Origin of the sequence: Vibrio sp. CDRSL-10 TSBA, from assembly GCA_039696685.1 — a bacterium.
Classification (GTDB): domain Bacteria; phylum Pseudomonadota; class Gammaproteobacteria; order Enterobacterales; family Vibrionaceae; genus Vibrio.
On sequence record CP155565.1, the window covers coordinates 858,010 to 884,303 of the forward strand.

At 49.8% G+C, this 26,294-nt stretch carries 21 protein-coding genes and 5 pseudogenes; 12 read left to right on the top strand and 14 right to left on the bottom strand.

All coding sequences use genetic code 11. The features are described from left to right. The first annotated feature begins 132 nt into the window (after positions 1-132). The 3 genes and pseudogenes from ABDK09_04195 to ABDK09_04205 all read left to right on the top strand — a co-directional run bounded on the left by ABDK09_04195 (position 133) and on the right by ABDK09_04205 (position 3,707). On the top strand, positions 133-1,881 hold the full coding sequence (locus ABDK09_04195; protein ID XAW87448.1) for a sigma-54-dependent Fis family transcriptional regulator: 1,749 nt from the start codon (positions 133-135) through the stop codon (positions 1,879-1,881). A gap of 492 nt (positions 1,882-2,373) precedes the next feature. Beyond that, positions 2,374-3,304: pseudogene (locus ABDK09_04200) on the top strand (LysR family transcriptional regulator). Positions 3,305-3,323: 19 nt separating this feature from the next. Next, positions 3,324-3,707, top strand: a complete 384-nt coding sequence (locus ABDK09_04205; GenBank protein XAW87449.1) for a VOC family protein — start codon at positions 3,324-3,326, stop codon at positions 3,705-3,707. Between the two features lie 94 nt (positions 3,708-3,801). On the opposite strand, the gene ABDK09_04210 is transcribed toward ABDK09_04205, so the two are convergent. Then, on the bottom strand, positions 3,802-4,188 hold the full coding sequence (locus ABDK09_04210; protein XAW87450.1) for a cytochrome b562: 387 nt from the start codon (positions 4,186-4,188) through the stop codon (positions 3,802-3,804). 112 nt (positions 4,189-4,300) lie between these two features. Next, a pseudogene (locus ABDK09_04215) lies at positions 4,301-5,045 on the bottom strand (phosphatase). A 228-nt stretch (positions 5,046-5,273) separates the two neighbouring features. On the opposite strand from ABDK09_04215, the pseudogene ABDK09_04220 reads away from it, so the two are divergent. The 5 genes and pseudogenes from ABDK09_04220 to ABDK09_04240 all read left to right on the top strand — a co-directional run bounded on the left by ABDK09_04220 (position 5,274) and on the right by ABDK09_04240 (position 12,378). After that, positions 5,274-8,151: pseudogene (locus ABDK09_04220) on the top strand (HD domain-containing phosphohydrolase). Positions 8,152-8,443: 292 nt separating this feature from the next. Continuing rightward, positions 8,444-9,947: pseudogene (gene zwf, locus ABDK09_04225) on the top strand (glucose-6-phosphate dehydrogenase). After that, complete coding sequence (pgl, locus tag ABDK09_04230; GenBank protein ID XAW87451.1) at positions 9,944-10,660, top strand: 6-phosphogluconolactonase; 717 nt, start codon at positions 9,944-9,946, stop codon at positions 10,658-10,660. Before zwf ends, pgl begins: the two are co-directional and overlap by 4 nt. Before the next feature lie 11 nt (positions 10,661-10,671). Continuing rightward, positions 10,672-12,120, top strand: coding sequence for a decarboxylating NADP(+)-dependent phosphogluconate dehydrogenase (gene gnd / locus ABDK09_04235; GenBank protein XAW87452.1), 1,449 nt, complete (start codon positions 10,672-10,674; stop codon positions 12,118-12,120). A 60-nt stretch (positions 12,121-12,180) separates the two neighbouring features. Next, positions 12,181-12,378 (top strand): hypothetical protein, encoded by a 198-nt coding sequence (locus ABDK09_04240; protein ID XAW88501.1) that lies wholly within the window; start codon positions 12,181-12,183, stop codon positions 12,376-12,378. A gap of 111 nt (positions 12,379-12,489) precedes the next feature. Here ABDK09_04240 and ABDK09_04245 read toward each other — a convergent pair whose 3' ends face one another. Next, positions 12,490-12,732: a CG2 omega domain protein gene (locus tag ABDK09_04245; GenBank protein ID XAW87453.1), complete on the bottom strand. Its 243-nt coding sequence runs from the start codon at positions 12,730-12,732 to the stop codon at positions 12,490-12,492. Between the two features lie 256 nt (positions 12,733-12,988). Here ABDK09_04245 and ABDK09_04250 point away from each other — a divergent pair, with 256 nt between their 5' ends. The 3 genes from ABDK09_04250 to ABDK09_04260 all read left to right on the top strand — a co-directional run bounded on the left by ABDK09_04250 (position 12,989) and on the right by ABDK09_04260 (position 16,066). Next, positions 12,989-13,612 carry a DsbA family protein gene (locus ABDK09_04250; protein ID XAW87454.1) on the top strand — a complete coding sequence of 208 codons (624 nt, stop codon included), beginning with the start codon at positions 12,989-12,991 and terminating at the stop codon, positions 13,610-13,612. 198 nt (positions 13,613-13,810) lie between these two features. Next, positions 13,811-14,722: a homocysteine S-methyltransferase family protein gene (locus tag ABDK09_04255; protein ID XAW87455.1), complete on the top strand. Its 912-nt coding sequence runs from the start codon at positions 13,811-13,813 to the stop codon at positions 14,720-14,722. 12 nt (positions 14,723-14,734) lie between these two features. Then, positions 14,735-16,066 (top strand): basic amino acid/polyamine antiporter, encoded by a 1,332-nt coding sequence (locus tag ABDK09_04260; GenBank protein ID XAW87456.1) that lies wholly within the window; start codon positions 14,735-14,737, stop codon positions 16,064-16,066. 21 nt (positions 16,067-16,087) lie between these two features. Here ABDK09_04260 and ABDK09_04265 read toward each other — a convergent pair whose 3' ends face one another. Next, positions 16,088-16,951 (bottom strand): DUF6279 family lipoprotein, encoded by an 864-nt coding sequence (locus ABDK09_04265; GenBank protein XAW87457.1) that lies wholly within the window; start codon positions 16,949-16,951, stop codon positions 16,088-16,090. A gap of 280 nt (positions 16,952-17,231) precedes the next feature. Between ABDK09_04265 and ABDK09_04270 the strand changes: the two genes are divergently transcribed. After that, positions 17,232-18,332 carry a sugar diacid recognition domain-containing protein gene (locus tag ABDK09_04270; GenBank protein ID XAW87458.1) on the top strand — a complete coding sequence of 367 codons (1,101 nt, stop codon included), beginning with the start codon at positions 17,232-17,234 and terminating at the stop codon, positions 18,330-18,332. Positions 18,333-18,336: 4 nt separating this feature from the next. Here ABDK09_04270 and ABDK09_04275 read toward each other — a convergent pair. From ABDK09_04275 to ABDK09_04320, 10 genes and pseudogenes are all read right to left on the bottom strand, one after another. Then, positions 18,337-19,480 (bottom strand): annotated as a pseudogene (locus ABDK09_04275) (glycerate kinase). A gap of 62 nt (positions 19,481-19,542) precedes the next feature. Beyond that, positions 19,543-20,427, bottom strand: coding sequence for a 2-hydroxy-3-oxopropionate reductase (gene garR / locus ABDK09_04280; protein ID XAW87459.1), 885 nt, complete (start codon positions 20,425-20,427; stop codon positions 19,543-19,545). A gap of 21 nt (positions 20,428-20,448) precedes the next feature. Continuing rightward, positions 20,449-20,925, bottom strand: coding sequence for an aldolase/citrate lyase family protein (locus tag ABDK09_04285; protein XAW87460.1), 477 nt, complete (start codon positions 20,923-20,925; stop codon positions 20,449-20,451). Continuing rightward, positions 20,834-21,220, bottom strand: a complete 387-nt coding sequence (locus tag ABDK09_04290) for an aldolase/citrate lyase family protein (GenBank protein XAW87461.1) — start codon at positions 21,218-21,220, stop codon at positions 20,834-20,836. Before ABDK09_04290 ends, ABDK09_04285 begins: the two co-directional genes overlap by 92 nt. 21 nt (positions 21,221-21,241) lie before the next feature. Then, the gene (gudD, locus tag ABDK09_04295; protein ID XAW87462.1) at positions 21,242-22,582 is read right to left on the bottom strand and encodes a glucarate dehydratase; all 1,341 of its coding nucleotides are present in this window, start codon (positions 22,580-22,582) and stop codon (positions 21,242-21,244) included. 12 nt (positions 22,583-22,594) lie between these two features. Continuing rightward, a complete protein-coding gene (locus ABDK09_04300) occupies positions 22,595-23,962 on the bottom strand; it encodes a tripartite tricarboxylate transporter permease (GenBank protein ID XAW87463.1) in 1,368 nt (455 codons plus the stop codon). Further along, positions 23,886-24,110: a tripartite tricarboxylate transporter permease gene (locus ABDK09_04305; GenBank protein ID XAW87464.1), complete on the bottom strand. Its 225-nt coding sequence runs from the start codon at positions 24,108-24,110 to the stop codon at positions 23,886-23,888. Before ABDK09_04305 ends, ABDK09_04300 begins: the two co-directional genes overlap by 77 nt. Positions 24,111-24,143: 33 nt before the next feature. Continuing rightward, on the bottom strand, positions 24,144-24,557 hold the full coding sequence (locus ABDK09_04310) for a tripartite tricarboxylate transporter TctB family protein (protein ID XAW87465.1): 414 nt from the start codon (positions 24,555-24,557) through the stop codon (positions 24,144-24,146). Between the two features lie 389 nt (positions 24,558-24,946). Next, positions 24,947-25,234 carry a thiamine pyrophosphate-dependent enzyme gene (locus ABDK09_04315; GenBank protein ID XAW87466.1) on the bottom strand — a complete coding sequence of 96 codons (288 nt, stop codon included), beginning with the start codon at positions 25,232-25,234 and terminating at the stop codon, positions 24,947-24,949. Beyond that, positions 25,158-26,264 carry a thiamine pyrophosphate-dependent enzyme gene (locus ABDK09_04320; GenBank protein XAW87467.1) on the bottom strand — a complete coding sequence of 369 codons (1,107 nt, stop codon included), beginning with the start codon at positions 26,262-26,264 and terminating at the stop codon, positions 25,158-25,160. The genes ABDK09_04315 and ABDK09_04320 overlap by 77 nt, the downstream gene beginning before the upstream one ends. Positions 26,265-26,294: the final 30 nt, after the last annotated feature.

Sequence of the window (26,294 nt, forward strand, 5' to 3'; positions counted from 1 at the left end):
AATAAATGTAAAACTATGATTACCAATATGATTACAAGAACAGTGTTATCCGGGAACCGAAGTTGGGTACTGCCACCCAGTGTTCCAGTGTGCCAAAATGACACACTGCCACTGTGACAACATGGAACAGTTATGCAAATTCAATCAGTTAATCAAGACTGGCTGACCACGTCCTGGCACAGAAGCCAGCAAGCAGGTCTGAACCAAAGAAGTCAGCCAGAGCACATTCGCCTGCCAAATTATCAGCTGAAGGAGCGTCAGTGGCGCGCGACCTCTTTACTTGCCGCCGTTGAGAAGTATGCTCTGCCCCTGTTCAACCAAATGTGCGCACACAGTGACAGTCGCCTGATCGTGACCGATCAGGAAGGCGTTATCCTTTCAAGCTGGGGGCAACCTCGTTTTGAGCAACGCCTGACAGAAATCGCCCTTGAGTCCGGCGCTTGCTGGCAGGAAAAAATCAAAGGCACTAACGCGATTGGCACCGCGATTTTTGAAGCCAGGCCGGTCACCATTATTGGCGACCAACATTACATGAGGCAGCATCACTTCATCAGTTGTTCTGCCTGTCCGGTGTTTAATCATCAGGGGGAACTGATTGGCATCCTGGACATCACCAGTGAACAAAAACAGCATGATTTATCCACTCAGGTTCTGGTGCAAAACATGGTTCAGCTGATTGAAAATCATCTGCTGTGCGATATTCCGCAGGGTTCGATGCGAATTGATCTGGCGTGTGATCGTTCCCTGCTTAACAGTGGCTGGCAAGGCATTGTGATTGCGGATGAAAGCGGCAAAGTGCTGGCCCATAACCACATCGCCGCTCAACTGCTGGCGCAAAACTCCGTGATTGGCCACTCGGTTGAAGATTTGTTCGGCGCGCATTCCGCAGCTTTCGTGTATGAAAAGCATGAGCTGAATTCCGCACCACGCAAAGCGCGCCATTACTCTGCATCTTGCGACTTACATTTTGGCGATATGACGACCGAGCGAGCCTGGCAACAAGCCAACAAATTGATTGATAAAGACATTACTTTGTTGATCCTGGGCGAAACCGGAGTGGGCAAAGGTGAGTTTGTTAAAGCTCTGCATCAACGTAGCTCACGTAAAAACCAGACTCTGGTCAGTGTCAATTGCGGCGCGCTGCCTAAAGATTTGATTGAATCCGAGCTGTTCGGATATGTCGGGGGGGCGTTTACCGGCGCGAACAGTAAAGGCTATCAGGGTAAAATCAGACAAGCCGATCAAGGTATCTTGTTTTTAGATGAAATCGCCGATATGCCGCTTGAAGCGCAATCAAGATTACTGCACGTGCTGCAGGATAAACTGGTGGTACCGGTGGGCTCCAATCAGAGTTATCAGGTTGATATTCAGATCATCGCCGCAACACACAAAGATCTGGAACAGGCCGTGGCTGAAGGTCGTTTCCGCCAGGATCTGTTCTACCGTCTTAATGGCTTAGTATTGCAGTTGCCTGCGCTGCGTGAGCGCCAGGACAAAGCGGCATTAATTGAACATATCCATAGCAAGTACCGGCTGGATCAGCAGACCTTGTGTCCTCATCTTATGAGCTTATTGTGCGGATATCACTGGCCTGGCAACATTCGTGAACTCGATAACCTGATGAAGGTGGCTTGTCTGCTGGCGAGCGATGAGCCACAGCTGAGGCTCGAGCATGTACCAGGTCATATCAGTAAATCTCTGACCGTAAAAAACCCGAGCGAGCCGGCGACAGAAAGTGTTGATCTCAAAACGACGGTAGACGATACCCTGCTGCAGGCCTATCAGGCCAACCAGGGTAATATCAGCCGCACATCGAGAATGTTGGGGATAAGCCGGAACACCTTATACAGAAAACTTAAAGCGCTCGGCATACTCAAATAAGCCAATTGCTCCTTCAACGCTTGTTCCTACATACTGTTGTTCATATAGACTGTCGTTCCTGCCAACTGCGGCCGCGCAGTTGGCACGCTTTTTTAAACAGCCTGACCGGTCTGGGTACCCTGTTTCCAATTGATAATTCCGCAAAAAAACAGCCAACTTTACAAATATTTATGACCTGAATTCACAAAATAAGATAAAATAAATACTTTTCTATCAATAACATATACAGCCAATCTTCTTTTTTACCCCTTCCTGTTAACATTTTTTTTGGCACAGCGCACAGATTGACAGACAAAAAGCAATCACTGGACACTAATTACACATAAATCTGCAAGAATGAGACACTTTATCACGCTGTCACATCGTCCTTTAAATCGAGCGTGACGGTAGATTGTCATCGAATTCAATTCGTTACCGGCTTGATCGCACAGCGAAAGAGCGCCTGGCAAACCCACGTTGAATTTTAATTTAGTAACTGAAGAAAAATCGGACATGCTCAATACCAAACTGATAGGCCTGCTTCCTGACTTAGCGACCTTTATTTTAGTGGTCAACGAAGGCAGTTTTACTGCTGCAGCAAAAAAACTCGGCGTGACCCCCTCGGCGTTAAGCAAATTGATCACGCGTTTGGAGCAGGCGCTTTCAGTCAAACTGTTCGAACGTACCACTCGTAAACTGGTGATCACCCAGGCGGGACAAAAGGTCTACGACCAGTGTCTGGTGATGGTAAATGCCGCGCAACAGGCGGTTGAATTATCGGGATCAGACCATACGGAACCTTCAGGGTCATTGACTGTTGCCGCTCCGGAAGCGTTTTTAAACTCGGTGCTTCAGCCATTTGTTATTCCATTTCTAAAGCAATATCCGCAGATCCAACTTAAATTACGCGCCGCCGATGGCGAGATAGATCTGTTTAAACATGACATTGATGTCGCATTTAAACTGACTGATAAACCGGATGAAAATCTGGTGTTGCGTGAGTTGTGTAAAACTAATCTGGTGCTGTGCGCCAGTCCGGAATATCTGGCTGAACGCGGGAATCCCGCTCATCCTACTGAGCTTGCTCAGCATGACTGTTTGTATCTCGCTGAAACCAACAAAGACCACCTCTGGGATTTTCTCAAAGATGACGAGTTCCATACCGTTGCTGTTAGCGGGCGTTATGCCGTTAACCATTCGCAAATGCGCTTAAACGGGGTCAAGAAACGGCCTCGGCATCGGCATTTTTCACGATTTTGTGGTGCAGGATGATTTGGCCAGCGGTAAAGTAGTACAGTTACTCAAAGACTGGACAATCAAGAGTAACTACCATGGTGCAATTGCGATGCAATATGCGCAAACCAAATACATGCCGGCTCGCTTACGGGTGTTTATCGACTATGTGATGACACACCTGAGCGTGAAGTTAAATGACAAAGGCTGAATTAAGGACTGATTAACGGATGCTGAAGCGGTTCCATCATGCAGCGATTATCTGCGCGGATTATCAGCGTTCCAAGCACTTCTACAGTCAGATATTAGGGCTGGAGATAGTAGCGGAGAATTACCGAGCAGCGCGCGACTCATACAAACTTGATCTGGCTTTGCCAGATGGCGGACAAATTGAACTGTTTTCCTTTCCGGATGCACCGCCACGTCCGAGTTATCCGGAAGCTCAGGGACTGCGTCATCTCGCTTTTGCCGTGGATGATGTGCAGGCAGTAAAAACCATCCTGGAATCACAGGGGATCGAGGTCGAGCCAATCCGGATTGACGAGTATACCGGGCGCATGTTCACCTTTTTCCAGGATCCCGACGGGTTGCCACTGGAAGTTTATCAGGCCTGACTCCGAGTGAGTCTCGAAATCAGGCCTTACACGACAGATTGACCGTGGTTTAACCAACCCTTTGAACGTTTAAACCACCATAATTCATCAGGAATCAGCCGAACAGGCGTTTCCAGATACTTGGATTACGGCCTTCGTGATACTCTTTTTTCAGATTATCGACACTGCGCAGTGACGTTTGCGCCGCTTCGAATTCACCACTTTCCAGTTCATTCTCGATTTTATCCAGCGCGACACTCAGCTTATTAAAACCTTCCAGGTAATAATCCTGTTTTTCCGGCGGATACTCACCCTGCTTAGCATGGGAGACCAGCTCGTTGAGTTCTGCGACCGGCGCTTTCATCTCTTCAATGTTCTGCGCTTCAGCGGCATGTTTAAATGCCACTTTCATCTGTTTCATCGTCTGCTTCAGATCGACATCAGCAGCAAAAACCTGGCTGCTGAGTAACAATGCAGCGCTAAGCATCATGCCTTTCTTCATTATATCTGCCACCCTTTGAGTTCAGTTGCTTTATTGTACTTGAATCTGATCAGCAAATTTAAGCTGAAATTGTTTCAAATACTTACATCCGCCGCCCGGCTTAGCAAAAACATTAAAGGTTCTGAAACTCTTCAACCGGAAGACGTCCACGTAAATCAAGAAATTGGACAAATTGCGCGGCGCTGTGAGTAATAACTTGTTCACACGGGATACTTAACCGTTCCAAAAGCTCACTGGCCAAGGCTAAGTTACCGACATCCTGGCAAAAATGTGCATCGCTGCCAGTGGTAATCCAGGCTCCGCACGCTTTAGCAATTTGTGCGATTTCATAGCATCGGTCAACGCTGCCTGCGCGGCTGTGCCCTTTCAGAGTACTGTTATTAATTTCAATCGCGACATTATGCTGTGCGGCACAATCAATCACCGACTGAAAATCAAAGTCAAAATGCGGATTACCAAGATGGCCCAGAGCATCAACACGGCCGCTGCGAATGACATTGAGCAGCGCTTCAGTATGCTGTGCTTTCGTACCGGGGCGAAAGACCGGCTCGTGAAAACTGGCAATCACCCAGTCCAGATTCTGATCCACTGACGGATGGATATCTATCTCACCCGCGATATTGAGTATATTGGATTCGACGCCGCGAACCACTGCGACACCGCGCAGAAAACGGGGTAAAACGCGTTGATTAGAGAAAAACCAATAGTGAGGTGCTCCCGGCATGGATTCAGCATGATCCGTCGTACAGAAACATGGTCAGCCCCTGCTCCGCCGCCGATTGGGCATTCTCAATCAATGTGCTGTAGGCATGCCCGCTGGCATACGTGTGGGTGTGGGTATCAACCGCTAGTTTCATCGCTACTTCCCTCTGTTATTCAATCAGTTTAACAATATCCCCCGGTGGATACCAATCTCAGGATAGTGTTGCTGATGCCGACTGAGATGTGCACTCCCCTGCTCAACGACACGAAATTTGTGAGCCCCAAGCAACTTTCGGCAAAATAAAAACTCGCTAATTGATTGATTTTTGCAAGTTATAGAACTTGAACAATACTTATACCATCGTTGAACTAGGGATGGTTTTATGACGAAACGTCGTTACCCGCTGAGCATTCAAATCAGCACTTTATTTGTGGTGTTAGTTACTTTGGTCGGATCTGCTCTCATAGCAATCAGTTACTACCATTCACAACAGCTACTCACCACCAGTGCCAAAGAACTCAGTCATGAGAATAGCCGTAAACTGGAAGCGGACTTCAGTCAGAGTGCCTCCCCTATTCTGACAGCGCTCGATTTTATGGCCTTCAGCCACTATGTCGATCAGGACCTGCCACCCAAAGAGGCAAGAAGCTGGTTTGCTTCTTTGCGTCTGGTATTCAAACGTAATCAGAATTTAGTGGCCCTCTATTACGGCAATGCGCAGGGACACTTTACCATGATCAGGCCGCTCAACAGCGCGGAGTCAAGAGAGCGGTTCGATGCACCGCCTGAGGCAAGGCTTTTCATCAACCGCACTCGTATCGATGGCAGTAGCCTGGTTCTGTTTGTTGATGATGAACTAAATACCATAGTTACCCGGCAAAGCCATGGCAACGCATACGACCCACGCAATCGCCCCTGGTACCTGCAAGCGCAGGATGACGGAATTACACGTCTGACCGAGCCCTATTTCTTCCACTTTCTTAAAACGCACGGCGTCACGCTCTCCAGACGTTCATTCGATGGCAAAACCGTCGTGGCAGCCGATTTCACCCTCGATTCACTCTCCAACCAGATGGCTCGTATCGGTTACTCACCGGACGCCAAACTCGCGCTGTTCGATCATCAATTCCGCCTGCTGGCTGAACACAATACCGGAATGACGGTGAGTGACAGCGAGCAGCAAACAAAACAGAAACTGGCCTCAGGTATTTTCTGTTCGATCGCCAACCGTATCAGCAGCCAAACCTTATATGCCACCACTCATTTCGCCTCTGACGAATGGTCCGTCACCCTGACCCCGGTGACGCTCAATGAGCACGTCCATCTGCTCCTGGCCGAAGCAACACCACAAAAAGCACTGCTTGCGAACCTGCTTTCTATGCGCGATCAGCAAATCATGGTCGCTATTTTTCTGCTGATGGGCTGTTTCCTGGTTGTCTGGTTCACGGCGCGGCGTCTGGCCAGTCCGCTGGAAAACCTGGTGGTGCAGACAGATAACATCGCGCGTTTTGATTTTCAGAAAACCCGCTATCCGAAAAGCGTGATCAAAGAGGTCGCCGACCTCACTCAATCGATCGAATTGATGGAACACACTCTGCACGACCTGCTGAAGTTATTGCGTGAAACGGCATCCAACCAGGACTTTGACGTGCTGGCGAAAACCATTACTCATCAGAGTTACATCGTCACCAGAGCGGAAACCATTTTGCTCTATTTGTATTCGAATGAGTCTCAAACGTTCACGACTGCCGCCAATCATGCAATTATTCCGTTCAAAATCGATATCAATCAATTAGTGCAGGATACCCCTTGGCTGCTCTCTGAACTGAAGAAAGGAGAGCTGGTTCACCTGACCCGCGATGACAATATCCTGCGCAAACACAAAGAGTATTTGTTTAACAGCGATATCTATCTTTTCCCGTTACTTAACCGCCATCGTCAGTTAGTCGGCGTCCTCAATCTCAGCTATGAACGCACCACAACCAAGGCTCAGCTCGATAAACACGCGTTTTTGCGTGAGGTACTCAGCTTTGCTGAAATCGCCAAAGACAATATCGACAAAATGCAGCAGCAAAAAGATATGCTGAATGCCTTCATCGCCTTGATCGCCTCGGCCATCGATACCAAATCTCCCTACACTGGCGGGCATTGCCAGCGTGTACCTGAGCTCACCAAAATGCTGACCAAAGCCGCGGTGGAGGATCATCATTATTTCCCGCGCTTCACCATGAACAGTGAACAGTGGGAAGAGCTTAATCTGGCTGCCTGGATGCACGACTGCGGTAAAGTCACCACACCTGAGTTTCGTGGTAGATAAAGCCACCAAGCTGGAGACGATTTATGACCGTATCCATGAGATACGCATGCGTTTCGAACTGCTCAAAGTGCAAGCCGAAGCCGAGTATTGGCAGGCCGTTGCCCAGGGTGGCGACCCAACTGAACTGCAACAGCAACTGGACAGCACCCAACGCACTTTAGACGAGGAGTTCAGTTTTGTTGCTCAATGCAACATCGGCTCTGAGTTCATGCGCGATGAGGATATTGAACGCTTGCAGCAAATCGCCAAGCGTCAATGGAAACGAACTCTGGACAACAGACTGGGCGTCTCCGACCTGGAACGGCAACGTTACCCTGACAATGAGAGCCTGCCCGTTATGGAAGGATTGCTGGCCGATAAATCAGAGCACCTCATTCCCTGGGCCAAAGACACCCAACCGGCAGCGGAGCAGGAGTCAGAGTTCACACTCCACCCCCTCGATGTCCAATACAATCGCGGCGAGCTGCATAATTTGAGTATTCGCCGTGGTACGCTGACCGATGAAGAGCGCTTTGTGATTAATGATCATATTGTGCAAACCATAGAGATGTTGCGCAGCCTGCCCTACCCGGAACATTTGCAGAATGTGCCGGACATTGCCGGTAACCATCATGAACGTATGGACGGGAAAGGTTATCCGCGCGGACTCAATGAGGAGCAACTGTCGATTCCGGCCAGGGTAATGGCCATTGCTGACGTATTTGAAGCCCTGACCTCCAGTGACCGGCCGTACAAAAAGGCCAAAACACTGACTGAGTCGATAGCCATCATGACCCAGATGGCAACCTCAGGCCACATTGACCCAAAACTGTATGTGCTGTTTCTGGAGACCGGTGTTTATGCAGAATACGCTCAGCGCTTCTTAGAGACGCAGCAATTGACCGAGGTCGATATTGACGAACAGATTAAAACCGTTAAAGCCTACATGAAGGCTCAATTTTAAAAACAAGGCCGGACTGGAGAGAAATTCAAACTAAGTTTACCAATCAGTACCTTTAAAAATTAGTAAGTTAGCGAAAAAATAACTCAATTATTGGTCGATTGCGCTATCAATAGTTGATGTGTGTCAAATTGTCGTAGACAATACCCCTCCGGGCGAGATCTCATATTTGCTATTTATGTGATCTCCCTATCGGTTTTGCCTATCGTCATTATAGGCATCACCTTCTTTCTATTTGTGTATTGCGCTGCTAGGGTTGGCGCATGCTAACTACCTCGTTTCTAAGGGAAAGATGATGGTAATACCTGAAAACAGCAGCATCGTGATTTTTGGTGCGTCGGGCGACTTAACTTACCGTAAGTTGGTTCCTGCTCTGTATCATCTGTATGCAAGCAAGCAATTGCCTGAGTCCTTTGCTATTTTAGGCGTGAGCCGTACTGAATACAGTGATGAATCATACCGCGAGAAGCTGAAACGCTCGCTTCAGGAACTGGAGAAAACAGAACCTGAAATCCTTGATGCCTTCTGTGAACACCTTCACTATCAAGCTATTAATACATCCGACCAGGATGATTACTCAAAACTGACCACCCGCCTTGACCAGCTGGCTGATAAATACAACCAGACTGAACGCAATACACTCTTCTATCTCGCGACACCGCCAAGCCTGTACGGTGTGATCCCAGCGTGTCTTGCCTCTCAGGGTCTGAACGATGAATCCAATGGCTGGAAACGCCTGATCATCGAGAAACCGTTCGGTTACGATCTTAAATCCGCGCAAGAGCTGGATATCGAAATCCATAACCACTTCAAAGAACATCAGATTTACCGTATTGACCATTACCTGGGCAAAGAAACCGTACAAAACCTGCTGGTTTTCCGTTTTGCTAACGGTATGTTTGAGCCACTTTGGAACCGTAACTTCATCGATTACGTTGAAATTACCGGTGCGGAATTCCTGGGCGTAGAAGGTCGCGGTGGTTATTACGATGGTTCAGGCGCAGTGCGCGACATGTTCCAGAACCACCTGCTGCAAGTTCTGGCCATGGTGGGAATGGAGCCGCCGGCGGCGATCAACGCCAATTCCATTCGTAACGAAGTGAATAAAGTCCTGCAGAGCCTGCAGCCGCTGTCCGATGACGACTTGCGTAACAATCTGGTTCTGGGTCAGTACACCGAATCTGAAGTTCGTGGCAAATTCCTTCCTGGTTACCGCGACGAAACCGGGCGTGGCAGAAGATTCACGTACCGAAACGTATATGGCACTGAAGATGTTTATCAACAACTGGCGTTGGAATGGCGTGCCATTCTACGTGCGCAGTGGTAAACGTCTGCCAACCCGCGTAACTGAAGTGGTTATCCACTTCAAACGTACACCGCACCCAGTGTTTGGCCAAAATGCGCCAGAGAACAAACTCATCATCCGTATTCAGCCTGACGAAGGCATTCTGATGAGCTTTGGTCTGAAAGAGCCAGGCGCGGGCTTTAAGGCGAAAGAAGTTTCAATGAACTTCCACTACGCCTCTCTGGAAGAGACCAAAATGCTGACCGCATACGAACGTCTGCTTCTGGATGCACTAAACGGTGATGCGACACTATTTGCGCGCACGGATGCCGTGGAAGCGTGCTGGCGATTTGTTCAGCCAATTCTGGACTTCAAACAAGATCCTCAATCTCTGTACGGCTACGCCTGCGGTACCTGGGGACCTAAAGAATCCGATGACCTGCTGAGCAATGATGGCCGTGACTGGCGCTTCCCTTGTAAAAATCTGACCAATACGGACTATTGCGAACTATGATCAATCACAAAATCCTGCCAACTGCGGATGCCGTTGTGGAATCACTTGCGAATGATATGAAATCATTCAGCGAACTGGGCCGCCCGGTACACATTTCTCTGTCTGGCGGCAGCACACCAAAAATGCTGTTCAAACTGTTGGCTTCTGAGCCGTACGCGAGCTCTATTCAGTGGCAAAACCTGCACTTCTGGTGGGGTGACGAGCGCTGTGTCGCTCCGGATGATGCAGAAAGCAACTACGGTGAAGCGAATACTCTGCTGTTCAGCCAAATCGACATCCCGGCTGGCAACATTCACCGTATTTTGGGTGAAAACGAGCCTCAGGCAGAAGCTGAACGCTTTGCTCAGGAAATGGCTGACATGATTCCATCAGAAAATGGTACGCCTGTCTTTGACTGGATCCTGCTGGGTGTCGGCGCTGACGGCCACACGGCTTCTCTGTTCCCGGGTAAAACCAACTACGATGATGAGAACTTGTCTGTCGTAGCTTCTCACCCTGAATCAGGCCAGCTTCGTGTATCTAAAACCGCGAAGGTACTGGAAGCAGCAAAACGTATTAGTTACCTTGTTCTTGGCGCTGGTAAGGCCGAGATCGTTTACGAAATTCACACCACTCCTGCTGAAGATCTGCCGTATCCAGCAGCGAAAATCCAGTCTTCTGCTGGTGAAACAGAGTGGTTTTTAGATTTAGACGCAGCAGCGAAGATTGCGTGAAGGAGAGAAAAATGAAAGGCGATATTGGTGTAATTGGCCTGGCAGTTATGGGCCAGAACCTTATCCTGAACATGAATGACCACGGCTTTAAAGTGGTAGCACATAACCGTACTGCGGCGAAAGTCGATGAATTCCTGGAAGGCCCGGCGAAAGGCACTAACATTGTGGGTGCTTACACTCTGCAAGAGCTGGTCGACAAACTGGAAGCGCCACGTAAAGTGATGCTGATGGTTCGCGCTGGCGCCGTGGTTGATGCATTCATCGACCAACTGGTTCCTCTGCTGGACAAAGGCGACATCATCATCGATGGCGGTAACACCAACTACCCTGACACCAACCGTCGCGTTGCGGCACTGCGTGAAAAAGGCATCCACTTCATCGGTACGGGTGTATCGGGTGGTGAAGAAGGCGCTCGTTTCGGACCGTCTATCATGCCTGGCGGCGCGCCGGAAGCATGGGAAGCGGTTAAGCCTATCTTCCAGGGCATCTCTGCTAAAACTGACGCTGGCGAGCCTTGCTGTGACTGGGTCGGCAACGACGGTGCCGGCCACTTCGTGAAAATGGTGCACAACGGCATCGAATACGGTGACATGCAGCTGATCACTGAAGCATACCAGTTCATGAAAGACGGTCTGGGCATGTCTGCAGACGAAATGCAGGCTGTGTTTACTGACTGGAACAAAACTGAGCTGAACAGCTACCTGGTTGAGATCACTGCTGACATCCTGGGCTACAAAGACGAAGACGGCGAAGCTCTGGTTGAGAAAATCCTGGATACCGCGGGCCAGAAAGGCACTGGTAAATGGACTGGTATCAACGCACTGGACCTGGGCATTCCACTGACTCTGATCTCTGAGTCTGTGTTCTCTCGTTGTCTGTCTGCTCTGAAAGACCAACGTGTTGAAGCCGAGAAACTGTTCGGCAAAACCATCACTCCGGTGGAAGGCGACAAACAAGAGTGGGTGGATGCACTGCGTCAGGCTCTGCTGGCTTCAAAAATCATCTCTTACGCACAAGGCTTTATGCTGATGCGTGAAGCGTCAAACGAAAACGGCTGGGATCTGAACTACGGCAACGTGGCTCTGATGTGGCGTGGTGGTTGTATCATCCGCTCTGCGTTCCTGGGCAACATTCGTGACGCATACGAGAACAACGCGCAGCTGGCTTTCCTGGGCTCAGATGAGTACTTCAAAAACATCCTGACCAGCAGCCTGGCAGCATGGCGTAAAGTGGCAGCGAAATCGCTGGAAGCTGGCATCCCAATGCCATGTACTACGTCAGCGCTGACCTTCCTGGACGGTTACACCACAGCACGTCTGCCAGCGAACCTGCTGCAGGCGCAACGTGACTACTTTGGTGCGCACACTTATGAACGTACTGACCGTGCACGTGGTGAGTTCTTCCACACCAACTGGACTGGTACCGGTGGTGACACAGCGTCGACAACATACGACGTATAAGACGTCTTGAGGGGGGAATTCCCCCCCCTCTCTACGCCTGAAAATTAAGCATCAGGGAGGATGTTAACTTGGTTAACATCCTCTATTTTTTTGTCTGAATTTAGTTACAGAGAAACCACGATGACATTTTATAAAGACTATGTATTTGTTCCACAGGAAGCGGAACATGAAACACATAACGGAAATGAGTGTTCATCTGAGCAGGAAGCTCTGCGCCTGGCAATGGTAAAACACGCCCAGCAACAAGGTGGATGCTAATCCCCCGCCGGAAGAGAGACTTGCGTTTCGAATCATCCCGGCGCAGCTGGCTGATGCCAAAAACGAACAGGCTGATGCCAAAAATAAGAAAAGCACCGTCAGGTGCTTTTCTTATTTTTGCTTCTTGTTATGGCCTTTACCCGGATTGTTTTGCCCATTAAAGCTATGATTATCCTTTTTACCGCCTTTGGCTTTATTCTTGTGAGTATCGCAGTCACCGCCACCGACTTTGATGCCACCAGCCTCAACGGACATGCAATCAGTGGAAATATCCAACTTGTCACCGATGCTGATCCCGGCTTGTGCGCCGCTGCACGCCATCAATAGCGCCAATAAAATTCCCGTGCGTTTCATTTAAATTATCCTTGCCTGTTTACTTAACTGCTCACCAGCTGCGCATTTAACTATTGTCTGCCTGTCAGCTCAATAGCGTACGCCATCCCTGACAGTAAAATGACCGACTCTATACAGACCACTTATAATATGGCATAACACACTGCATCTGAATGCGCAGACCCGGTAGAGAGAGATGGCATAGCCCATCATATGACCGCCAGGCCGCTCATTATTCTCAGGTTAGCCCTTGTGGCGCTGTTTAAAGGAACAACTCATGACTCAGGTTCACTATATTTTCGATCCTATGTGCGGCTGGTGCTACGGCGCAACGTCACTCATCCAGACGCTGGTTAACCTGCCGGGAATCAAACTGCATTTGCATCCGGGCGGCATGATGGAGAGAACCACTCTCGACGCATCATTTCGCCAGCATATTCTGGAAGCGGATCAACGCATTGCTCATATGACCGGGCAGGAATTTGGCGAAGGTTATATTGATCGCATCCGCAGCGGGCAGCCTCTGATTCTCGATTCCTATCTGACCGCACAGGCTATTCTGGCGGCCGGTATCGCTGGTACAAGTCAGTTTGAGATGCTGAAACGGATTCAACAAGCACATTACGTCGATGGTCAGACCGTTGCCGACCCGGTACTGTTAGCACAACTGGCTCAAACCGCAGGGCTGGATTCAGCAGCGTGGCAACAAGCTATGGATCAAGCCGGGGAAACCGTAGTTGCGACGATTGAGCAAACTCGATCTCTGATGCATCAGGCTGGCCTGGGCGGCTTTCCGTCGTTACTGTTGGAACAAGACGGCGAGCTACGCAGCGTGCCGGTTAGCCAATACTACGGACGTGCTGCTGACTGGCAGGCGCTGTGGCAATCCATCATCGAATGACACCAAAACGCACCTAAGGTGCGTTTTTTGATCGCCGGCACCAAGCTGAGCACACAACGGACAAAACTTCAGCATCTGAACGCCATTTAAGGGAATTGGTGGGGTTTTAGGTTGAATGTTATCTCAATAACCTTTAGCTTATAGACGTCTAAACGTCTTTGCGCTTAAACATCCAAAACAACAACAGAGGGTTTATCTATGTCAAATCATACAGTCAGTGTTCTCGACGGTGGAATGGGTCGTGAATTAGAAAAGCGTGGCGCGCCGTTCCGTCAGCCTGAGTGGTCAGCACTGGCGATGATAGAGGCTCCTGAAATTGTTCGGGATGTGCATTGCGCATTCATTCAAAGTGGTTCTCAGGTCATTACGACGAATAGCTACGCACTCGTGCCTTTCCATATCGGCGAAGAACGCTTTAAACGCGAAGCGCAATTGTTAGCCCACCGTGCGGGTGAAGTGGCTCGTCAGGCTGTGGCACTGGAAGGCAATACCGCTCGTATCGCCGGTTCACTGCCACCTCTGTTTGGCTCTTACCGCGCCGATCTGTATCAGGCTGACCGGGTCGAAGAAATTGCGACCCCTTTGATCGAAGGATTGAAAGATCATGTCGATTTCTGGCTGTGTGAAACCCAAAGCCTGATTGCCGAACCAGTGGCAGTAAAAGCCCTGCTCGATAAACTCGACAGCGAACGCAAGCCGTTGTGGGTGTCGTTTACGCTGGAAGATTCAGAGCCGACTGATGTTCCTCGCCTGCGCTCTGGTGAACTGGTTGAAGATGCCATCAATGCGATGCTGGATCTTAATGTCAGCGCCATCTTGTTTAACTGCTGCCAGCCTGAAGTGATTCAGGAAGCTTTGATCATCGCACAACGCTGCCTCGACAAAGCAGACGCACAACAAGTTCAGCTTGGTGCTTACGCCAATGCGTTTCCTCCGCAACCGAAAGACGCGACGGCCAACGATGGACTTGACGAACTACGTGCCGACCTGACCCCACCAGCATATCTGGTATGGGCAGAAAAATGGCAACAACAGGGCGCCAGCCTGATTGGCGGCTGCTGTGGTATCGGGCCGGAGCATATCGCTGCGCTGCATCAGCACTTCGCTTAATCGGAGCGAGTGATGCAACAACCGCAAAAAATCGGCCTGACCGCGCTGACCGCTCTGGTGTTCAGCTCCATGGTCGGCGCCGGTATTTTCAGTCTGCCACAAAATATGGCACAAGTGGCTGGTGTGGATGCCATCCTCACCGGCTGGCTTATTACCGGCGTGGGTATCTTACTGCTGGCCGGCTGTTTCTTACATTTGTCCCGCCTCAAGCCTGAACTGGATGGCGGAATCTATACCTACGCCCGCACAGGCTTTGGCGACACGGCGGGCTTTTTATCCGCCTGGGGCTACTGGCTGTGCGCCACCATTGGCGTGGTCGGTTACCTGGTGGTTGCCTTTGCCGCTATTGGCGCCTTTGTCGATACACCACAATCGGTCATTTTTGGCGACGGAAACACCCTGCCCGCTTTTATCGGCGAATCACTTATCCTGTGGTCGGTACACTATCTGGTGCTGCGCGGCATCAAACAGGCAGCCTTCATCAACCTGCTGGCAACCCTGGCCAAATCTCTGCCACTGATTGCGTTTATTGTCCTGGCCTACTGGGCCTTTGAGCCGGCAACGTTTGATTTCGACCGCGCAGGTCAAAGCTTGCAAACCCCGTTCATTGAACAGGTAAAAGGCACCATGCTCATCACTCTATGGGTGTTCACCGGCATTGAAGGGGCAATCGTATTATCGGTACGTGCCAAACGTCGCAATGATATCGGTAAAGCAACCTGTCTGGGTGTGGTATTTGCGCTGATTCTGTATGTCGCCATCACTCTGCTTTCTCTGGGAGTGATGAGCCGTGCTGATGTGGCAGCGCTGAACAATCCATCCATGGCCGGGTTGATGGCACACATGAGTGGCAGCCTTGGCCAGTGGATAATCAGCCTCGGACTTATCGTTTCAGTTCTGGCCTCTTACCTGAGCTGGATCATGTACTCGGCTGAAGTGCCGTGCACTGCTGCACAGCATGGCGCCTTCCCGCGCTTTTTTGCCCGGCAGAACGAACAGGGCACCTCACCGGCGTCGCTAACGCTAACCAGCGTCACGGTCCAGTTATGCCTGGTACTGATCATGTGGACCGGGGAGAGTTATAACACTCTGGTACTGATTTCCACGTCGATGATCCTGATACCGTACTTCCTGGTGGGGGCTTACCTGGTCAAAATTGCTTTCGGACAAGCCGCCAGCTGGTCCATCAAAGCCATTGGCATCGGCGCCAGCCTGTACGGTTTGTGGCTGATTTACGCCGCGGGCCTCAACGCTCTGGCCTTATCCACCCTGCTCTATATTCCGGGCCTGATGGTGTTTTACTACAGCCGGCGTAAACATCGTCAACTGGCATCTGCCACCTGACCCACTGACGCCCCCTGCTCTTCAGGGGGCTGTCGCACACTTGTGCCAATGTCCTCGCTGAGTTTCCTGCACCAGCTGCTGCCAGTCGTTAATCTCCCCTCGAAAATAGGTAACTTGCTTATCTGACGCCAAGCGTACAATCTCAACCAGATACTTATCGGAAACCGCTTGATTATATTGAAATTTAGCACGCAGCACCGGACTGTAGAATTGCTCAGGAGCAAACAATAACGCCTGTAACTGCGCGCTGAACAAAGCGTCATCGTGTCGCTGTGTAAACAAATAAGCTAACTCGCGACGCAGGCGACTGTGAAAGGCAATCCAATCCGCCGTCGTCACTTTCATTTCGTTAACCCATTGGGTAACGACATCCTCCTGCTGCGAGCTGAGACGGCCAAACCACTCCTCAAGATTATCGGTTATCCGTTCCCGATAACGCAGGCGTGCCTGGCTTTGAGTGTTGTCACGATACTTCTCGGCAAATTCTTGCTGGCGCTCGGTTAATCCCTGCATAAATTGCTCAATCTGAGCATCGCTCAGGGTATTCGCCAACTGGTACAGATCCGGCAGTAGATGCCATACCAGGCGCTGATAATGTTGCTGCATCTCCGTTCGGTGCAAGTCGAGTTCCCGCGGGCCAAATTGAGCCGGTTGCAGCAATGACAGCTGCTCTAACTGATGCAGGTAACGAGGCATCTCTTCCTGTTGCTGCCAGGAACTGAACGCCGCAATTTTATTGCTCAGCATCTCTTTCTGCGCTGAATCCAAATCGACATAGTCTTCTATATAATCAATCACAAACCAGTCAATGTTGTGGTAGACAAACTTAGCGCCACACCCCGTCAGCACCAACACTGTTGTGATCATTGCAATCCATCTTGCCATCAGTCATGTCCTTTTCCGCACTGTACATAACCATAGCTCCGGATCATTGCTTATGCGACTTTTAGCTTATGCTGAATATGCCAAGCTCAGAAAAGATTTTTGCAAATGGCATGATAAACTCAATTTACCGAACCTCGGTTGTGTTCAATTTTTGAGCATGGGAGTCGGATCTCAGTAAAACGATTTCACTTGGGCTAGGCTGATTCAGCAAACCAAAATTAGACCATGTATCAACATGGCTGCTTGTCTGAAGAAACCTCTACCAATAAAAAGTGAACCTATGCAGTTACACGAGCAATTAGCGCAGCGTATCGTCGATCGCGCGCAGAAGATCATCAAGTATCCGCTGAATGTCATGGATGAGACCGGGATCATCATTGCCTCGACTAACCCGGCCCGGCGCTATCAGAAGCACGGCGGAGCCGTTCTCGCTCTTACTGAACTCAAACCTATCGAAATCTCCGAAACCATGTTGCCAGAGTTTCCCAACGTTAAACCGGGCGTCAACTTACCGATTGTGTATAACAATGCGGCGATTGGCGTGATCGGTATCTCCGGCCCCTTAGTGGAAGTGCGTCCGTTCGGCGAAATGGTAAAAATGGCAGCGGAAATGGTGGTCGAGTATACCTCGATGATGGAGATGACCCGCTGGAGTGAACGCAAACTGGAAGAGCTGTTACTGGAATGCATTGACCGAAGTGCCTCGCTGGAACACATCACCAATATGGCCGCTCAGCTCAAAGTCGACATCTTCAACCACCATGCGATGTGCGTGATTGAAGTGGACAGTTCAGAGGCACAAAAAGAGGTAGTCAAAGTCCTCAACAACTGGTCGCGTATGCGACTGAAAGCCGAATATTCTTATAAGTCGAGTGTGGTGCTGCTGAATGTCTCCGAATCAGAGCGCGAGGAAGGCAAAGCAATTGATGACTGGCAGAGTATCCGCAGTTATTTGAGTGAGTCGCTCAAGGTACCGTTTCAGTGCTCGCTGGGGGCGGTTTACAGCCAACCTCAGGAACTGCCTTTTGCGTTTGAAAGCGCAATGGCGGTGATGAAATGCGGGCAACGTCTCAATCCGAAACAGCAGTTTTACCCTTACCACGAATACGAGTTGCCGGCACTGTTTGAGGGCTGCTTATCTCACTGGCAACGAAATAAGCTAGCCACTCATGCACAACAACTTGAACTCCACGATCCGACACTGATCAATACTGTATTGTGCTGGTTTGAAAATAACTGTGATATCAAAAAGACGTCTGCAAAATTATTTGTTCACCCTAATACGCTGCGTTATCGCATAAAAAGGGTGGAAGAGATCTGTAACATCAATTTGCATCACTACAATGACATGTGTTGTCTGTATTTTAGTTTGATTTTATAGAATATTAATTGAGCTGTTGTCCGACTTTCAGGGCAGCAGCGATGTTGTGTGCGCTGCGAATGACGTTGAATTTTGCCTGAGTAATAATCTCCTCAAAAGTGGTTACCTTGTAGACGGAGTCAAAGGCGGCATCAATTCCATGGGAGTAAACGGCCTCAATATCATCCCCCAGTGCACCGACAATGGCGATAACAGGGAGATCATAACGTTTGGCAATACTGGCAACGCCAACCGGCACTTTGCCATTAACACTCTGACTGTCGAGGCGCCCTTCACCGGTAATCACCAGATCCGCATCTTTAATCAGTGCCTCCAGCCCGACTGCTCGGGTCATGATCTCAATACCTGGCTTGAGCTCAGCATCGAGAAAGGCGTAAAACGCGGCGCCCATCCCGCCCGCGGCACCTGCACCCGGTATATCACTCACTTTACGCTGTAGATCCTGCTCGACAACCGCCGCGAAACGGGTCAATGCCGCATCCAGTTGCTCTACCATTTGCATCGTTGCACCCTTTTGCGGGCCGTACACGTGTGAGGCACCATTAGTGCCGATCAGCGGATTACTGACATCACAGGCCACTTCTATCAGACATTCTTTGAGGCGGGAATCCAGAGCGCTGACATCGATGTGAGCCAGATCCTGTAATGCAGCACCACCAAACGGCAACTCGACTCCGCTGGCATCCGTGAATGAAACACCCAATGCCTGCAGCATGCCACATCCGGCATCGTTGGTCGCACTGCCACCAATACAGAGAATCAAATGACGGATACCCTGATTCAAGGCATGCTCGATCAGTTGGCCGGTTCCGTAACTGGTCGCAACCAGCGGGTCACGTTTTGCGCTCGGAATCAGTTCAATACCGCTGGCTGCCGCCATTTCAATAAACGCGGTTCTCTTGTCCCCGGAGACCCCATAAAAAGCATCATGTTGTTCACCGAGCGGACCGACCACATTCACCGTCACCCGTTTCGCCACCGGAGGCATCGACTAATGCTTCCACAGACCCTTCTCCGCCATCCGCCGTCGGGCACTTCACATACTGCCAGTCCGGAAAGACCTGTCGGAATCCGGTTTCAATCGCTTCTGCGACTTCAATCGCGCTTAAACTTTCTTTATATGAATCAGGGGCGATAACAATTTTCATCAATAAGCACCACTTGATAGAAATTATGAGGCAGCAGGCTGTCACAACCTGCTGCGTTTTATTTAGCTCGCTACCGTAACCTTAGCCAGTTTTTCGTAATGCAACGCTAATGCACAGTGATCTTTTGATGCCAGGTCATCAGCTTTTAGTGCCTGCATCATCTCCATCACTTGCGCGGTCAGCGGCAATTGTGCACCAACTCCGTGCGAAGTATCCAGCGCGTTAGCCAAATCTTTAATATGTAGGTCAATGCGAAAGCCAGGTTCAAAGTTACGGTTCAGTACCATAGGCGCCTTGGCATCCAGCACTGTACTGCCCGCCAAGCCGCCACGGATGGCCTGATAAACCAGTTCAGGATTAACGCCCGCTTTGGTTGCCAGAACCAACGCCTCGGACATCGCCGCGATATTGAGCGCAACAATCACCTGGTTAGCCAGCTTAGTCACGTTGCCAGCACCGATATCACCGGTGTGCACCACAGATCCAGCCATTGACTTCATAACATCGTAATACTGCTCAAACAAGCCCTTGTCACCGCCGACCATGACCGACAAGGTACCGTCAATCGCTTTCGGCTCGCCGCCGCTGACCGGCGCATCCAGCATACTGACACCTTGCTCGGCGAGCACTCTGGCGATCTCCTGGCTTGCCAACGGAGCAATGGAGCTCATATCTATCAGAGTCAGTCCGGCGTGCGCACCTTCAATCAGCCCATTTTCACCCAAGGCAACTTCCTGGACGTGCGGTGAGTTCGGCAACATGGTGATCACAACATCACATTGCTGTGCGACCGCTTTTGGCGACGTTGCCGACTCCGCACCGGCATTCACCAGCTCATTGACTGATTCCTGATTGCGATCCAGTACCACCAGCGAGTAGCCCGCTTTCAGCAGGTTTTTACTCATAGGTTTGCCCATAATGCCGAGGCCAATAAATCCGATTTTCATAACACTTCCTCTTGCCTTGATTTACTTAATAAATTTCTGACACAGTGCCTGTGTCGCTGCTTTGAATGCGCCTAAGTCACTACCAACCGCCACTAAGTTGGCGCCCCATTCGATGTAACGCTGAGCGTCCTCATAAACCGGCGCCAGAATGCCGATGGTTTTGCCTTTCGCCTGACCTTTTTCAAACACCATACGAATGGCACCCTGCACATCCGGATGGTTGGCATTGCCTAAATGCCCCAGCGCTGCCGCCAGATCGCTCGGACCGACAAATACCCCGTCGATGCCTTCAACACTGAGAATGCTGTCGAGGTTATCCAGCGCTAACTGGCTCTCGATCTGCACCACCACGCTGATGTTGTCGTTGATATCCTGAAAATAATTAGCGGTTGTGCCGTAGCCATTACTACGGTGTCCGACGGAAACCCCGCGAATGCCCTGTGGCGGGTAGCGGGTAGCGGCAACCGCCAGTTTCCGCTTGCTGCTGAGTCTCGACAAACGGAACAATGAGGTTATAAAAACCGATATCCAACAGACGTTTAATCACCACCGGATCATTCACCGGCGGACGGACCACAGGAACACTGCGGCTGTCTTTAAGCGCCATCAGTTGCGGAATGAAGGTCTGGATGTCATTTGGTGCATGTTCACCATCGAGTAAAATCCAGTCGAAGCCTGCCAGGCCCAGGATCTCGGTAGTAATAGGGCTGGCCAAAGCACTCCAGCAACCGATTCGCTGCTCCTGATTCAGCAGTGCACGCTTAAAATGATTCGGGTAAATATTTTCGTTCATCGCGTTGTCCTCTCCCTGCGCTTAACGAACCAAGCACGGTTTTTTGTTGTCGAATGTCCAGTTTGGAATCAGGTACTGCATGCCGATCGCATCATCGCGTCCGCTCAGTCCCATATTTTTGTAAAGCTCATGCGCCTTTTCGACCTGAGCCATATCAATCTCGATGCCCAGACCTGGTTTATCAGGCACAGCGACAAAGCCGCCACGAATCTGCAATGGATCTTTGGTCAGACGCTGATTGCCTTCCTGCCAAATCCAGTGGGTATCAATGGCGGTAATGTTGCCCGGTGCCGCGGCGGCAACCTGGGTAAACATGGCAAGCGAAATATCGAAATGGTTATTAGAATGCGATCCCCAGGTCAGGCCCCATTCGTGGCACATCTGCGCCACACGTACCGAGCCTTCCATGGTCCAGAAATGCGGATCGGCTAAAGGAATGTCGACCGATTGCAAAGAAATGGTGTGTCCCATCTGACGCCAGTCGGTGGCAATCATGTTGGTTGCCGTCGGCAGGCCTGTGGCGCGGCGGAATTCGCTCATCACCTCACGACCGGAATAACCCTGCTCAGCGCCACACGGATCTTCGGCATAAGCCAGAACCCCTTTGAGCTCTTTCCCGACCCGAATCGCTTCGTCAAGAGACCAGGCTCCGTTAGGGTCAAGCGTCACACGAGCCTGCGGGAAACGGGCTGCGAGCGCTTTGATCACTTCCGCTTCTTCCTCCGCGCGCAATACACCGCCTTTCAGTTTAAAATCGTTGAAACCATACTTTTCGTAGGATGCTTCTGCCAGACGCACAACCCGCTCAGCGCTTAATGCTTCTTCATGGCGAATGCGGTACCAGTCGCAGTTATCCTGCGGCTGACTCTGATAAGGCAGGTCGGTTTTGTTGCGGTCACCGATAAAGAACAGATAGCCCAGCATCTCGACTTTATCGCGTTGCTGACCTTCGCCAAGCAGAGAGGCGACTGAGACATTCAATGCCTGGCCGAGTAAATCCAGCATCGCAGCTTCGATTGCCGTCACAGCATGGATGGTCGTTCTAAGATCAAAAGTCTGTAAACCACGCCCGCCTGCATCACGTTCAGCGAAGGCATGCCGCACCTGATTCATGATATTTTTATATTCACCCAGGCCACGGCCGATAATAAAACCCCGCGCATCTTCGAGTGTTTTACGGATACTCTCTCCTCCCGGAACTTCACCCAGACCGATGTTGCCGGAGTTATCCTCCAAAATGACAATATTGCGGGTAAAGTAAGGGGCGTGTGCCCCACTGAGATTGAGCAGCATGCTGTCGTACCCGGCTACCGGAATCACCAACATATTTTCAATAACAGGCATACCTTTTGCGAAATTCATACTAATCATCCTTTAAGCTATTTTTTTATCAGCGCACGACTGCTTTTTTGTTTTAAACACCGAGCGGATTGCATACACCACCGAGGCCAGAATAATCACCCACAAGAACATAGCGATCGGGCTTTTGGTGAAGAACACCGACAGGTTTCCGTAAGACTCAATACTTTTCACGAAATAGACTTCGGCCGATTTGCCTAAAATAAAGCCGATAATAAAAGGCACCACTTCGAGGCCAATTTTCGGCGCAACGACGCCAAACACACCGAATAGCACCAGGGTCCAGACATCAAACATCACACCGTAGTTGATGGCGTAGGCGCCAATCACACACATCATTACGATAATGGGATAAAGGATATACTTAGGAATCATCACCACTTTAGCGACGTAACGAATCGCGAAGTACATGATGGCGAACATGACGAAATTGGCGAAAAACAGCGAGAGAATCATAAAATCCCAGGTTTCCAGATTCTCATTGATAAACAACGGCCCCACCTGAATGCCCTGCAGGGTAAAGGCACCAATCAGTACGGCCGTGGTTGAATCTCCCGGGATGCCCAGCGATAGTAACGGAATCAATGCACCACCAGTCAGACCATTGTTGGCCGATTCGGAGGTGATAATACCCTCCGGACAGCCTTTCCCCATTTGATCTTTATTCTTACTGATGTTCTTTTGTTGGGTATAAGCCAGCACCGAAGCCGCACTACCACCGATGCCGGGTAACATGCCGACAAAAGTCCCAATCGACGAAGAGCGAATCAGGTTGAACCACTGCCCCTTGAATACTGTCCAGTCAAACCGCGTTTTGCGATCCAGCTGAATCATCTCCCCTTGCACATGATCAGCCTGGCTGACACGGCAACAGGCGGTGATGATCGCAGCAAGCCCGAACATACCGATCAACACAGGCAGCAAAGAAAAACCAAAACTCAGTTGGTCTTCCAGTGCCTGTGGCATGAGACGATATTCGCCATTACCGCCGACAGAAATGTCGTACGCGCCAATTAGGCTGATCAAAATGCCCAGCAAGCCACTGAATATTCCCATCAGCATGTGTTTTGAGAGTGAGGAGATCACTGTCAGTGCCAGAAAAATGAGCAGGAACTTTTCAACGGTCGAAAATTTAATCGCGAAGTTTGCTAAGAAAGGGGCAAAGAAATACAACACAACCGCACTGAACAGACCGCCAAACAGTGACGATGCGACCGCCACTTTGAGTGCTTTTTCTCCCTGCCCTTTCTGGGCCATGGGATAACCATCAAATGTCGTGGTAATGGAAGAGGGCGTGCCGGGAATATTAAGCAGTACTGCCGGAAACCAGCCCCCCCGAGATCCCCCCCACATACAGACCAAGCAGTAAAGCCAGGCCATCATTCAGACCGAGTGAATAGGTTAATGGCAGGCAGACCGCAACCGCTAACGTCGCTGTCATGCCCGGTATAGCGCCAAAGATAATCCCGATGAGGACCCCGATGGAGCTCAGTAAAAACATATTGACAGATAAATGTGACAAAATTTCCATAAGATATTCCACATTCAGTTTCACGTAATAAAATTAAGGTAAGGTAATCCCAAACATCTGCCCTAAAACAACCCAGGCGATTACTGGTGATAAAATTGAATTTATTGTTATATAGATAACTTTTCTCTGAGTTATTTCCTTTTCCATTAGAAATGGAATGATGAAGAGAAAAGGAACGGTCGCAATCAAAAATGCATAACCAGTATTAGGAAACACTTCTCCCAGCTGTTGCATAATTAATATGTAGCCACTAATCAGGGCCAGAAAAAAGTAAGCTTTATAATTATTATTATTGATGACTTTCTGCCAGGAAAATGCCTTCACACTGGCTGCTATTACTTTTCTCTCTTTTACCAAAATAATCATGAGCAGACAGATTAAACAGGTGATGATTATTTTTGGAAAAAACCAATGCGATTGTGCAAAGTCAATATTTACATCGAGCATATCGTTTCCTTGTGTAGGGTAATTTTGATTTTGTTTGAATTAGTATATGGCTATCGGCCAGGCGGAGGCTTTATTAAAAACTCCAAAAATAGCATTAAGTTAACGGGCTATTTTGTAGGATCCAACAACAGGGTGTGACATGGGCACAAAACAATTAACTCATTGTTTTTATTATATAAAATAAGTTAACTCCTAATGAACTTCGCTCAAAATCGCTTTTGTGCTTCTTTACAAAATGCTGATGCAAGTAAAAATCTGATAGCCATCACAATCCTTACCGACAGCAAGGTCTGTTTTATAAAAAAATGGCCTGACGGAATTACCGTCAGGCCATTTTTACTAAGTATTGAATGATGAAATCAGTTATCTACTGATGGGCGTGTTGGTTACTAACGCAGCCAGTTGGTTTTACTCAATTCAACAATCTCATCGCCACGACCGTTAATGATCGCTTTGAGCATGTATAGACTAAACCCTTTCGCGTGCTCCATATTGATCTGAGGTGGCATCGCCAGTTCTTGTTTTGCGGTATCCACTTCCAGGACCACCGCTCCCGGATAGTGCAGCGTTTCGCTCAGTGCGCCCGGCAGCGCCTCAGGATCAGTGACATGAATGCCTTTGATGCCACATGCCTGGGCGATTTCGGCAAAGCTCGGGTTTCTGCAGATCGGTATCATCTGACAAATAACCTCCCGCTTTCATCTCCATCGCAACAAACCCCAGCGAACGGTTATTGAATACGATGATTTTAACCGGTAAATCCAGCTGTTTGAGAGACAACAGATCCCCCATCAGCATAGAGAAGCCACCGTCACCACACAGGGCAACAACCTGACGAGTGCGATCCAGCGCTTGCGCGCCCATCGCCTGTGACATCGCATTGGCCATTGAGCCATGGTTAAACGAACCGATCAGGCGGCGCTGACCATTCATTTCCAGATAACGTGCCGCCCACACGGTCGGGGTACCGACATCACAGGTAAATACCGCATCCTCTGCCGCTTGCTCACTAATCAAGCGCGCCAGATATTGTGGGTGAATCAGGCCACGCCCGGTTTTACCACTGGCCAGATCATCCAGACCTTTGCGCGCCTGCTTATAGTTCGCAATACAGTTGGTCAGATGTTTGGATGAACGGCCACTGCTGATAAAAGGAAGCAGCTTGTCCAATGTCGCTTTCGTATCCCCCAGCACACCAAATTCTATCTGAGTATGACGACCTAGAGAGGCGGGGTTATTGTCAATTTGTACAATTTTGGCATTCTCCGGATAAAATGCCCGGTACGGGAAGCTGGTACCAATAAGCAGTAAAGTATCCGCCTCACGCATCGCGTGGTAACCGGAGGCAAAACCAATCAAACCGGTCATCCCCACATCGTACGGATTGTCATACTCGATGTATTCTTTACCGCGCAGAGCGTGCACAATCGGTGCTTGCAGTTTTTCTGCCAGAGCCACCACCTCTTGATGCGCACCTTTAACTCCGGCACCAACCATCAGCGTCACTTTGTCGCTGCTATTGAGATACTGTGCTAACTGTTCAATATCCGATGTATGCGGCGTATACAAAGCCGGCTTAGGCAAACTCCACTTCGGTAACACCCCTTCCGGCATAGGTTTGAGCGCCACATCGCCCGGCAATACCAACACAGCCACATCATTGTGCAGGATAGCCTGACGCATGGCGGTTTCAAGCAAGTAAGGCATTTGCTCCGGGTTGGAAACTAACTCACAGAA

Excerpts from the sequence above, each read along its gene's own strand:
- ABDK09_04270 (XAW87458.1), top strand. The coding sequence starts at position 17,232 with ATGCAGTTACACGAGCAATTAGCGCAGCGTATCGTCGATCGCGCGCAG.
- ABDK09_04290 (XAW87461.1), bottom strand. The coding sequence starts at position 21,220 with ATGAACGAAAATATTTACCCGAATCATTTTAAGCGTGCACTGCTGAAT.
- ABDK09_04195 (XAW87448.1), top strand. The coding sequence starts at position 133 with ATGCAAATTCAATCAGTTAATCAAGACTGGCTGACCACGTCCTGGCAC.
- ABDK09_04265 (XAW87457.1), bottom strand. The coding sequence starts at position 16,951 with ATGGCAAGATGGATTGCAATGATCACAACAGTGTTGGTGCTGACGGGG.
- ABDK09_04260 (XAW87456.1), top strand. The coding sequence starts at position 14,735 with ATGCAACAACCGCAAAAAATCGGCCTGACCGCGCTGACCGCTCTGGTG.
- ABDK09_04210 (XAW87450.1), bottom strand. The coding sequence starts at position 4,188 with ATGAAGAAAGGCATGATGCTTAGCGCTGCATTGTTACTCAGCAGCCAG.
- ABDK09_04245 (XAW87453.1), bottom strand. The coding sequence starts at position 12,732 with ATGAAACGCACGGGAATTTTATTGGCGCTATTGATGGCGTGCAGCGGC.
- ABDK09_04255 (XAW87455.1), top strand. The coding sequence starts at position 13,811 with ATGTCAAATCATACAGTCAGTGTTCTCGACGGTGGAATGGGTCGTGAA.
- garR (XAW87459.1), bottom strand. The coding sequence starts at position 20,427 with ATGAAAATCGGATTTATTGGCCTCGGCATTATGGGCAAACCTATGAGT.
- ABDK09_04240 (XAW88501.1), top strand. The coding sequence starts at position 12,181 with ATGTTAACTTGGTTAACATCCTCTATTTTTTTGTCTGAATTTAGTTAC.
- ABDK09_04305 (XAW87464.1), bottom strand. The coding sequence starts at position 24,110 with ATGGAAATTTTGTCACATTTATCTGTCAATATGTTTTTACTGAGCTCC.
- gudD (XAW87462.1), bottom strand. The coding sequence starts at position 22,582 with ATGAATTTCGCAAAAGGTATGCCTGTTATTGAAAATATGTTGGTGATT.
- ABDK09_04315 (XAW87466.1), bottom strand. The coding sequence starts at position 25,234 with ATGATACCGATCTGCAGAAACCCGAGCTTTGCCGAAATCGCCCAGGCA.
- gnd (XAW87452.1), top strand. The coding sequence starts at position 10,672 with ATGAAAGGCGATATTGGTGTAATTGGCCTGGCAGTTATGGGCCAGAAC.
- pgl (XAW87451.1), top strand. The coding sequence starts at position 9,944 with ATGATCAATCACAAAATCCTGCCAACTGCGGATGCCGTTGTGGAATCA.
- ABDK09_04320 (XAW87467.1), bottom strand. The coding sequence starts at position 26,264 with ATGCCTTACTTGCTTGAAACCGCCATGCGTCAGGCTATCCTGCACAAT.
- ABDK09_04205 (XAW87449.1), top strand. The coding sequence starts at position 3,324 with ATGCTGAAGCGGTTCCATCATGCAGCGATTATCTGCGCGGATTATCAG.
- ABDK09_04300 (XAW87463.1), bottom strand. The coding sequence starts at position 23,962 with ATGATGGCCTGGCTTTACTGCTTGGTCTGTATGTGGGGGGGATCTCGG.
- ABDK09_04250 (XAW87454.1), top strand. The coding sequence starts at position 12,989 with ATGACTCAGGTTCACTATATTTTCGATCCTATGTGCGGCTGGTGCTAC.
- ABDK09_04310 (XAW87465.1), bottom strand. The coding sequence starts at position 24,557 with ATGCTCGATGTAAATATTGACTTTGCACAATCGCATTGGTTTTTTCCA.